At 41.2% G+C, this 11,039-nt stretch carries 8 protein-coding genes; 1 reads left to right on the top strand and 7 read right to left on the bottom strand.

The window, feature by feature from the left end:
- Positions 1–54: 54 nt before the first annotated feature.
- The 7 genes from priA to AKG34_RS06135 all read right to left on the bottom strand — a co-directional run bounded on the left by priA (position 55) and on the right by AKG34_RS06135 (position 8,810).
- Positions 55–2,466, bottom strand: a complete 2,412-nt coding sequence (gene priA, locus AKG34_RS06165) for a primosomal protein N' (RefSeq protein ID WP_053345272.1) — start codon at positions 2,464–2,466, stop codon at positions 55–57.
- A 6-nt stretch (positions 2,467–2,472) separates the two neighbouring features.
- A complete protein-coding gene (gene coaBC / locus AKG34_RS06160) occupies positions 2,473–3,675 on the bottom strand; it encodes a bifunctional phosphopantothenoylcysteine decarboxylase/phosphopantothenate--cysteine ligase CoaBC (protein ID WP_053345271.1) in 1,203 nt (400 codons plus the stop codon).
- Between the two features lie 273 nt (positions 3,676–3,948).
- Positions 3,949–4,155, bottom strand: coding sequence for a DNA-directed RNA polymerase subunit omega (rpoZ, locus tag AKG34_RS06155; RefSeq protein ID WP_053345270.1), 207 nt, complete (start codon positions 4,153–4,155; stop codon positions 3,949–3,951).
- A 3-nt stretch (positions 4,156–4,158) separates the two neighbouring features.
- Positions 4,159–4,773, bottom strand: coding sequence for a guanylate kinase (gene gmk, locus AKG34_RS06150; RefSeq protein ID WP_034313809.1), 615 nt, complete (start codon positions 4,771–4,773; stop codon positions 4,159–4,161).
- 10 nt (positions 4,774–4,783) lie between these two features.
- Positions 4,784–5,047, bottom strand: a complete 264-nt coding sequence (remA, locus tag AKG34_RS06145; protein WP_034313813.1) for an extracellular matrix/biofilm regulator RemA — start codon at positions 5,045–5,047, stop codon at positions 4,784–4,786.
- A 54-nt stretch (positions 5,048–5,101) separates the two neighbouring features.
- Positions 5,102–5,977, bottom strand: a complete 876-nt coding sequence (locus AKG34_RS06140) for a YicC/YloC family endoribonuclease (protein WP_053345269.1) — start codon at positions 5,975–5,977, stop codon at positions 5,102–5,104.
- 154 nt (positions 5,978–6,131) lie between these two features.
- Positions 6,132–8,810: a calcium-translocating P-type ATPase, SERCA-type gene (locus AKG34_RS06135; protein WP_053348011.1), complete on the bottom strand. Its 2,679-nt coding sequence runs from the start codon at positions 8,808–8,810 to the stop codon at positions 6,132–6,134.
- A gap of 450 nt (positions 8,811–9,260) precedes the next feature.
- Between AKG34_RS06135 and AKG34_RS06130 the strand changes: the two genes are divergently transcribed.
- Positions 9,261–10,988 carry an Rqc2 family fibronectin-binding protein gene (locus AKG34_RS06130; protein WP_053345268.1) on the top strand — a complete coding sequence of 576 codons (1,728 nt, stop codon included), beginning with the start codon at positions 9,261–9,263 and terminating at the stop codon, positions 10,986–10,988.
- The last annotated feature ends 51 nt before the right edge of the window (positions 10,989–11,039 follow it).

The following is an 11,039-nucleotide window of genomic DNA, read 5'->3' as shown; positions in this document are numbered from 1 at the left end:
TATATAAAAACGCAAGCTAGAACAGCTCGCGGTAATCATCCAACGCTAAAACAATTACATCATAATCTGCGGATTTAAATCTATTGAAATCTGCAGATGATTTTGGGCCGTTTCTTTTTGATAATGCTCTAAAAGTGTACGTAAATGCTGATTAAGATCCGGCTCTCGTTTGTATTTTATCAGACATTGGTAGCGATATCTATTGTTGATTCGACTAATGGGCGAAGCAACAGGACCGAGTACGATAGAATCCCGATTCAATCGTGAACTTAAATAATTGGTGATTTTATCCGTGACACTCACTGTTTTCATTAAGTCTTCATGTGAAACAGTTATAAGCACAACATAATAATAGGGAGGGTAATGACTTTGCCTGCGGAGATACATCTCTCGCTCAAAAAAGAAATCATAATCCTGCATAGCTGAAAGCTCGATGCTGTAATGCTCAGGCGTATAGGTTTGAATGACTACCTCTCCTGGGAGTTGGTGACGTCCCGCTCTTCCACTTACTTGTGTCAGCAGTTGGAACGTTTTTTCCGATGAACGGAAATCGGGCAAATGGAGCATTGTGTCCGCTGAAAGGACTCCAACTAAAGTGATATTGGGAAAATCAAGTCCCTTGGCAATCATTTGGGTGCCGAGTAATATATCAGCCTTCCCCTCACCAAAGGCATTCAGCAACCGCTCATGTGAACCTTTTTTACTTGTTGTATCGACATCCATTCGTATTACTCGTGCATCTGGGAGAATTTTTGCAAGTTCTTCCTCCACTTTTTGCGTACCTGTACCGAAGAATCGGATATGTTCACTAGCACATTCAGGGCAATCAGAAGGCATTCCTTCCTCAAATCCACAATAATGGCATTTCATTATATCATTAAAGCGATGATAGGTGAGTGAAATGTCACAATTTGGACAGTTGATGACTAATCCACAGCTTCGACACATCACGAAGGAGGAATGTCCTCGTTTATTTAGCATCAACACCGCCTGTTGCCCCTTTTCAAGCCGGTCTTTCAACTTCGTAAAGAGCAGCTCTGAAAACATCGATCGATTTCCCGTCCTTAATTCTTCCCTCATATCAACAATATCCACTTCCGGCAACGCATTTTTATTCATCCGCTGACTAAGAGTCAATAACTGATAGACGTTTTTCTTGGCACGTGCAAAGGATTCAAGAGTCGGAGTGGCGCTACCGAGAATGACCGGACATGAATATGATTTCGCTCTTTGAATGGCAACGTCCCTTGCATGATAGCGGGGCGTTTCTTCTTGCTTATAACTGGATTCATGCTCCTCATCAATGATGACTAGGCCCAGGTTTTCAAAAGGTGCAAATACGGCTGAACGGGCCCCTACCACTACTTTTACTTCTTTTCGATGGATTTTCCGCCATTCATCATATTTTTCGCCCACAGACAAACCACTATGCATGACCGCTACCTGCTCACCAAAGCGCTCCTTAAACCTTTTCACCGTTTGTGGCGTCAAGGAGATTTCGGGAACCAGCATAATGGCTTCCTTACCTTTATCCATGACAGAGGCAATCGCCTGCAAATACACTTCAGTCTTCCCGCTTCCTGTTACACCATATAAAAGGAAAACTTCATGTTCGTCATGTTTTATTTTCTCCTGAATGGGCTTCAAGGCAGCTGCTTGTTCATCCGTTAAAGTAAAGGGATTGGATTTTTCAAACACACGATTTTCATAGGGGTCGCGGTATATTTCCTGATCCAGTTCCACTAAAGCCCCTTTTGATACAAGGGACTTTACCGTGCCGCTTGAGGCATTAACCATTTCAAGTAGTTCCTTAAGCGAGACTGGTTCTGGATGTTCAATAAAGTATTGAAGAAGTTCTTGTTGTTTTTTTGCATTACCGGAAAGTGTAGAAGCCATTTCTTTCAATTCCTCTGGGGAAAGTAACGGTTTAATGATACGGACCGTCTTCTTATTAAGGCGGTTTTTCACATAATACATTAGCTCTAAATTGCCGTTTTGTACTTCTTTTTGAAAAAGGGAGGCATGCTCACCTTCAATCACATCTTTCCAGGATAATGAATCATGTTTTCCGAAAAGCTTTTGAATGAGAGGTGGAAGTTGCTCCTTTTTATCTTCAATGATATTGATCACTTTTTCATATTTTGCTTTCATTGCAGCAGGAAGCATTGCCTGAAGCGCTGAAATTTTAAAACACATGGCCTCTTTGGTCAACCAGTCACCCAACTTAAGCAATTCATCATTTAGAATTGGCTCCAAATCCATTGGTTCTTTGATATTGCGTAATTTCGCAAAATCACTTTTGGATTTTAATCCGGTCACGAAGCCCTGTACCATTCTCGGGCCAAATGGGACAATGACGCGCATTCCAGGCTTGATGACTTGTTTCCATTTTTCAGGGATGCGATAGTCAAATTCTCGATCTGTTTGTTTTGCAGGTACATCCACAATAACGGATGCAATATCCATAAGACATCATTCCTTTTGCATGCGAGATACTTCTGACAGAATGCTTTTGGCTATATCCGCTTTACTCATTTTAGGAAGGTCGGTAGCACGTCCATCTTTATTGAAAATCGTCACAATATTTGTGTCCGTGCCAAAGCCTGCCCCGGCAACGGTAACATTATTGGCAACAATCATATCTGCTTTCTTTTTCGCTAATTTCCCTCTTGCATACTCTTCAACATTATTCGTTTCCGCTGCAAACCCTACCAATATCTGATGGGTTTTATTCTCACCTAGTTCCTTAAGGATATCCTTTGTCCGTTCAAATTCAATCACATTTTCACCCGGCTGCTTTTTCATTTTCTGAGCATGATAAAATTTCGGTTTATAGTCTGCCACTGCGGCCGTCATGATCACGACATCACTAGTATCATATTGTTCAAAAACCGCATCATACATATCTGCTGCTGATTCCACATGGATGACCTTGACCTTTGAAGGAGGTGTCAAGCTTACGGGGCCGGTAATCAATGTCACCTCAGCCCCCTGCTCAGCTGCCTGCTCAGCAAGGGCATAGCCCATTTTCCCGCTGGAATGATTCGTCACATAACGAACCGGATCGATTGCTTCACGAGTCGGTCCAGCAGTTATCAAATATTTCTTTCCTTTAAGAGGTTGTAATTTTCTTTCACCGAAATATAGATTGAGGCGTTTTACAATCGTTTCCGGTTCCTCCAATCTACCCTTCCCAACATATCCGCAAGCCAAATAACCTTCACCTGGTTCAATGAATTGATACCCGAACGTACGAAGTGTCTCTATATTTTTTTGGACCGCTGGGTGTGCGTACATATGGACATTCATTGCGGGTGCCACCCAAATAGGAGCCTCCGTGGCTAAAATTGTCGTCGTGACCATATCATCTGCGATTCCATTGGCTATCTTGCCAATAACATTTGCCGTAGCTGGAGCCACAAGGATGATATCTGCCCAATCAGCCAGGTCAATGTGGGCAATAACTGAAGAATCTTTTTCATCAAATGTATCAGTATAAACATCATGTCTCGAAAGTGCTTGAAAGGTAAGCGGCGTCACAAATTGACGTGCCGAATCACTCATGATTACTTTAACTTGGGCACCTGCCTGTGTGAGTTTACTGGTCAGGGCAGCAGCCTTATATACAGCAATTCCGCCGGTGACACAAAGAAGAACTTTTTTATCGATAAGCATGCAAATTTCCCCTAACTATATATTCTATTTTTCTTAATTATGAAGGATTACAGAAGAAATTTCATTTGATATGCGCAGCAACATATGGATTTTTGCATTATTGTGATGTCTATGCCTGCTTTTTCAATGCTTTCCGTCTGCTTAAGGAGCATTTCTAAAAATCAAAAAAAACAGGCCTGACACCTTGGCCGCAGGAAGGAAGCAACTTTCAAATGTAACGCATCCTGTTTGCTTTAGGGTGTCAGGCCCGATAGGTCAAGCTTATGTGTTCGCTTAGTTTTCCTCGTAAGAATTATCGTAAGTCAATTTACCAGTATGAATTTCTTCAAGGGCACGACCAACAGATTTATGAGAAACTGGTTTATTAATGAGGCAATTATCTTTAATTTGCATTTCTCTGGCACGTTTAGCTGCTACTGATACAAGTGAGTATTTTGAATCGATTTTTAGTAATAGGGAATCAATTGATGGATATAACATAGTTTATTCCGCCTCCAACATTTTTTTATATAAAACAGCAACTCTTTCCCGACGGCAATGCTCGGCAATTACAATTGCATTAATTCTAGCACAAGCAGCATCCACATGATCATTTTCAACGACATAATCATACAGATCCATAAGTTCTATTTCTTCTTTAGCTACTTTCATCCGCCCCTTAATCGCTTCCTCTGTCTCGGTACCGCGTGTTACAATTCGGCTTTCGAGTTCAGTCAAGCTTGGGGGTGCAAGAAAAATGAAAAGCCCTTCAGGAAATTTCTCCCTGACCTGTTTGGCTCCTTGAACTTCGATTTCCAGAAAAACATCTTTTCCAGAGTCGATTGTTTCACGAACATAATCCACAGGTGTTCCATAATAATTGCCGACGAACTCAGCATATTCAAGCAGTTTACCTTCTTCAATTAACGCTTCGAATTCCTCACGTTTTTTAAAGAAATAGTCTACTCCGTCCACTTCACCATGGCGTGGCAGTCGTGTCGTCATCGAAATTGAATATTCAAATGCCGTACCAGGCTGAGAAAAGATCGCCTTCCTTACTGTTCCTTTACCAACACCGGATGGACCGGACAAAACGATTAATAAACCTTTTTCTCTCATATTCTTTTAGTTACCCCTCTTCTACGCTGTCATCTCTATCTTGAAGCCTTGCTGCAACCGTTTCTGGTTGAACCGCTGATAAGATAACATGGTCGCTGTCTGTAATAATAACGGCCCTTGTTCTTCTACCGTATGTAGCATCTATTAAGGATCCGCGATCTCGAGCATCCTGGATAATCCTTTTAATCGGAGCTGATTCAGGACTCACGATGGATACGATCCGGTTTGCGGAAACGATATTCCCAAATCCAATATTAATGAGCTTTATTGACATTTTTGTCCCCCATTCATATTCTATTGTCACCTTGATAGGTTCATCATAAACCGACTACTCGATATTTTGAACCTGTTCCTTTAATTTTTCAAGCAGACTTTTCATTTCAACCACTTCTTTAGTAATGGTCGAATCATTTGCCTTTGATCCAATTGTATTGACTTCTCGATTCATCTCCTGAACAAGGAAGTCAAGTTTTCTACCGATTGGTTCACCATGTGTAAGCGTTTCTGAAAATTGCTGTACATGACTTTCAAGTCTCGTCAGCTCTTCATTTATATCACATTTATCAGCAAAAATGGCCGCTTCTGTCACAATACGGCTATCCTCAATCAATCCTTCTGTCAACTCAGCTAGCTTGATTGCCAACCGTGCTTTATATTTCTCGACAACTGAAGGCGCATAGTTTTTAACTCCCACTACAATCTCACCAAACTTTTTCAGCTGATGTTGCAGATCCTGGGCCAGCTCCTGACCTTCCTGAGTCCGCATTTTTTTCAAGTTTTCCAATGCCCCCGAAACAGCCTCCATAAGCAAGGCTTCCAAATCAGTGGGAACAATCGGTACTTCTTCCGTCACGAAAATTGATTCAAGTTGTAGCATATCCTGTAATGTAACGGAACTTTCCAGGTTGTATTTCCCTTTAACCTTATCCATCAAACTCACATACTGATCAGCAAGATCCCAATCGATCTTGACCTTTTTGGAAACTAGGCTATCACCTTCTACTGTAATGAAGATTTCCACCCGTCCCCTTCTTATGTATTGATTCGCCTTTTTCTTCACTTTTTCTTCCAAAACCAAAAGTTGGCGCGGCATTCGAATCGTATATTCACAAAAACGATGGTTCACCGTCTTGATTTCGGCAAAAATCTTGACCTGTTCGTTTGCTGCTTCTTCTCTTCCATAGCCCGTCATACTGGTAACCATGGCTTCACTTCCTATCAAGCATAATGTAGTAACTTGGCGTTTACATTAATTATATATCAGCTTCAGCACGAACGCTTGAGCTTATAAATAAAAGGCTATAAAAATAAAAAGGTAATAGAGCAAGACTCTACCACCTTAAAGATTATATCATATTTCATTGTGCTTTTCTTGCTAAAAAAGTTCCTGCTAGTAAAAAAGTTGGGATGGACGACATTCCTAATACTAAAAGCCAATCCCTCCCCGAAATCGGAACGGTATGGAATATCGCTTGCAAGGGCTGAACATACATGACGGCGAGCATTAACAAAAGGGAAGACAGCACAGCTCCCACTAAATATAGATTACCAAATGGATTTCTCGAAAAGATTGATCGTTCACTTCTACAATCGAAAACGTGGATTAGTTGAGCAAGAACAAGGGTAGCAAATGCGATCGTTTGTGCATAAGTCAGATTATCAGGGTTCGCTCGATATACCACGTAAAACGCTATCAGTGTTGAAATTCCAATTAGAAAACCACGAGAGATAATTTTCCATCCAAGTCCTCTGCCGAATACACCTTCATTTGCATTTCTAGGATTTCTCTTCATCACATCGTCTTCTGGCGCATCAAGCCCCAAAGCCATCGCAGGAAGACCGTCCGTAACGAGGTTCACGAATAGAATTTGGATCGGGATTAATGGTAAAGGCAAGCCGCATAGCATCGCAAAAAACATAACCAAAATCTCTCCAACATTGGATGCTAGCAAATAACGAATAAACTTTCGGATATTTTCATAGATATTTCTGCCTTCTTTAATGGCTGATTTTATTGTTGCAAAATTATCATCAACCAATATCAAGGAGGAAGCCTCTTTGGCAACATCTGTCCCGGTGATTCCCATAGATATACCAATATCCGCTGATTTTATTGCTGGTGCATCATTGACTCCATCACCTGTCATCGCTACTACATGTCCTTTATTTTGCAATGCCTTTACGATTTTTAGCTTATGTTCCGGGGAAACGCGAGCAAACACCGAAACATTTTCTACTATTTCCTCAAGCTCTCCTACTTCCATATCTGATAATTGTCTGCCTTCTAGTACGAGGTCTTTCCCTTTTAAAATACCAAGTTCTTTAGCTATCGCCTTTGCGGTTATTACATGGTCACCAGTGATCATGACGGTTTTGATTCCCGCATCACGGCACTCTTTAACCGCCTGCTTCACCTCTGGACGCGGAGGGTCAATCATGCCCTGCAGTCCCATGAAGGTCAAATTGCGCTCAGCTTCTGTTTCATGGAGCAGAATTGTTCCTTTCGAAAGGGGCTTATAACCAACGGCAATCATCCGCAGTGCCTGTGAAGCTAACTCGCTCATGTCTTGTTGAACTCTTTCCTTACTTTCCCGATTCAGCGGGCCCGACTTCCCTTCCCATAGAATCGTGTCGCACTGGGCGAGCAATACATCAGGGGCCCCTTTTACGATGACGAAATGATTCTCTTTATCATCCTTCACTATAACGCTCATCATTTTCCGGCCCGAGTCAAATGGAAACTCCTTCACTATCGTGAACCGATTAGATAAGTATTCCCTTGTCAAACCTGCCTTCATTGCGGCAACCAACATCGCCCCTTCTGTCGGATCTCCATCAAGGACATATTGTTTTCCTTTCTCGTTTAGTTCAGCTTTGTTACAGAGCAGTCCAAATGTCATCATTTGAAGCAAAGCTTTGTGGTTTTTCGGAGCAACGGAAACTCCACCTAATGAAAACTCCCCAATCGGATTATATCCAGTCCCACTGACATCCCAGGTTTTACCTCCACTCCAAATTTTAGTCACCGTCATTTTGTTTTGCGTCAGTGTACCTGTTTTATCTGAGCAAATCACTGTTGCGCAACCAAGCGTTTCGACCGCTGGAAGCTTACGTACGATCGCTTTTTGCTTGATCATACGCTGAACGCCTAACGACAAGGCTACAGTCACAATTGCTGGCAATCCTTCCGGAATCGCCGCAACTGCTAAAGAAACGCCTGCTAAAAACATTGTATAGAGATCATGTCCTTGAATGACTCCAGTCAGTACGACGATCACCGTTAATATCAACGCCGTGACGATTAAAATTTTACCAAGCTGCTCTAAACGGCGCTGTAAAGGTGTTTCTTTTGTTTCAGCTGTCTGAAGCAAGTCGGCAATCTTCCCCATCGCAGTATTCATGCCTGTAGCGACAACAATACCGACTCCATTCCCTCTTGTAACCATGGTTCCCATAAAAGCCATATTTTCCTGATCACCAATACCTTCTAACTCATTAATTATCGGATCAGAACATTTAACAGCCGGGAGCGACTCACCGGTAAGTGCCGACTCTTCAATCTCAAGGCTTGAATTATCAACAATCCGTAAATCGGCGCCAATTCTATCCCCGCTCGAAAATTTCAAGATATCCCCCACTACGACTTCTCTAGATGGAATCTTCAGCCAGTGACCATTCCTAAGAACATGAACTTGTGGCGCTGACATTTCCTTCAGGGCATCCAAAGATTTTTCGGCCTTTCGTTCTTGAAAAAAGCCTAGCACTCCATTCAAAAAAACAATCGCCATGATGGCAATCGCATCGATATACTCACCCAGAATACCGGAGACCAAGGTCGCCGCAAGTAAAACAATGACCATAAAATCTTTAAATTGTGCGAAAAATAAAAGGATAGCTGACTGTTTTTCTCCTTCTTTTAATTCGTTAAAACCATGCTTATGCAGCCTGTCCTTTACTTCATCATCGTCCAAACCGTGTGTAACGTTTGTTTGAAGCGCTCTCTCCATTTCTTGCTTATTCATTTCCTTGAACTCCATCAAGTATCACACATCCCTTTGAATAGAATGAAATAGGCCCCTGTATACAACCAAACAGGCGCTCTAGCTCTGCTCATCCAACACCTGTCCGCATACTAAATACATAAAACAATCTGCTCTTCTTCCATGATTATTCAGACTCGTCCAAAAAAATGCTATAATTAAACAGAAATGCGAAAGATGAACGAACCTTATCCAAAATTGAACGAACAACTGCGTATAAAAATAGGCCACCTTAAAAGGTAAACTTTGGCTAGTTTAAACTAGGTACATATAAGAATTGATCAATTCAATTTACCTGAACATTTTAAAGCTCGCTTCATCGAGTTTTTCTAAACTTGCAAATGTCACTTTTGCGAGTTAATTATAGGACGAAAAACTCTCTGTAACTAACATCAATTAAAATCAATGGAGTCATAGAAAATCTTATGTAAAGGAAGTAAAAATAGAATGTCATTTGATGGATTATTTACGAAAGCGATGACGGAAGAAATCGCTTCTATACTAAAAGGTGGACGCATCAATAAAGTTCATCAGCCTTATAAAAATGAAGTTATCCTGGTTGTTCGCGCTGGAGGTAAGAACCATAAACTCTTATTATCAGCCCATCCAAGCTATTCAAGAGTACAGTTGACAGAAGAAAGTTATGAAAATCCAAAAGAGCCGCCAATGTTCTGTATGCTGCTTCGAAAGCATCTCGAAGGCTATACGATTGAAGATATTTATCAATATGAACTAGATCGGATGATTATTTTTGAGGTGAAGGGTCGTAACGAGCTTGGTGATGTCTCGCAAAAGCAGTTAATCGTGGAAATCATGGGTCGTCACAGTAATATTGTTTTAGTTGATAAAGAACGGAATATGATATTAGACAGCATTAAGCATGTCTCTTACGCTGTGAACAGCTATCGGGCGATATTACCTGGGCAGGAATACAAAGTGCCCCCTGCACAAGAAAAGCATAACCCCTTTGATGCTACTGAGGATGATATAAGGAAAAATATCGACTTTAATGCGGGAAAACTCGATCGTCAACTTGTTGCCCAATTTTCTGGAGTTTCTCCGTTAGTTGCAAAGGAGGCCGTTTATCGGGCAGGGTTGGCCAACAGTACCACTCTTCCATCGGCCTTTTCAAGTCTTATCAAGGAAATATCGGAACAAAAATATTCCGCAACTATAAAACAAGACGGCAACAAAGAAGTGTTTTATATGCTTTCGCTAGAGCACCTGACTGGAAAACACAGAACATTTTCTTCATTAAGCGAGATGCTTGATCGGTATTACTTTGGAAAGGCAGAGCGAGATCGGGTAAAGCAAAAGAGTCAGGATGTAGACCGTTTCATTGCGAATGAAATTGAAAAGAACTCAAAAAAAATCGGCAAACTCGAACGAACATTAAAGGAAACGGAACGCGGAGAACAATACCAATTGTTCGGTGAACTGCTGACAGCTAACTTATATCAAATGAAAAAAGGCATGAAGGAAATTGAAGTGGTCAATTATTATGATGATGAACAAAGTATGGTCATAATCCCTCTTGACCCATTAAAAAACCCATCTGATAATGCGCAAAAGTACTTCTCTAGATACCAAAAGTCCAAAAATGCAGTCGGTGTCGTACAAGAGCAAATCGAGAAAGCAAAATTGGAATTAGCCTACTTTGAAGCGTTGCATCAGCAACTCCAATCGGCTTCACCTAAAGATATTGAGGAAATACGCGAGGAACTTCAGGAAGAAGGATATATTCGTCAAAAAAAGAAAAAAGGCATGAAAAAGCCTGCCAATGCAAAACCACAACTTGAAACATATTATTCCACAGATGGAGATCTCATTTTTGTCGGGAAAAACAATAAACAAAATGATTATTTAACGAATAAATTTGCACGTCGCGATGAAATTTGGCTTCATACAAAAGACATCCCTGGGTCACATGTTGTGATTAGGAATGAATCACCGAGTGAAGAAACCATAAAAGAAGCAGCAGTTTTAGCAGCCTTCTTCAGTAAAGCAAAGCAATCGAGTTCGGTGCCCGTAGACTTTACACAAGTTCGCCATGTAAAGAAGCCGAATGGCTCGAAGCCCGGCTTTGTCATCTATGAACAGCAGCAAACCGTATATATTACACCAGATGCAGATACAGTTATTCGCTTAAAAGAAGCAGAAGCTGTAAAGGATTGATTTAAATACAAAAATATAAGTGTGTCCCAATCTACAAGATTGGGACACACT

This window comes from Peribacillus butanolivorans (genome assembly GCF_001273755.1).
Lineage (GTDB): Bacteria > Bacillota > Bacilli > Bacillales > DSM-1321 > Peribacillus > Peribacillus butanolivorans.
The sequence above is the reverse complement of the archived record's forward strand: the minus strand, read 5'-3'. Positions and strand labels throughout refer to the sequence as shown.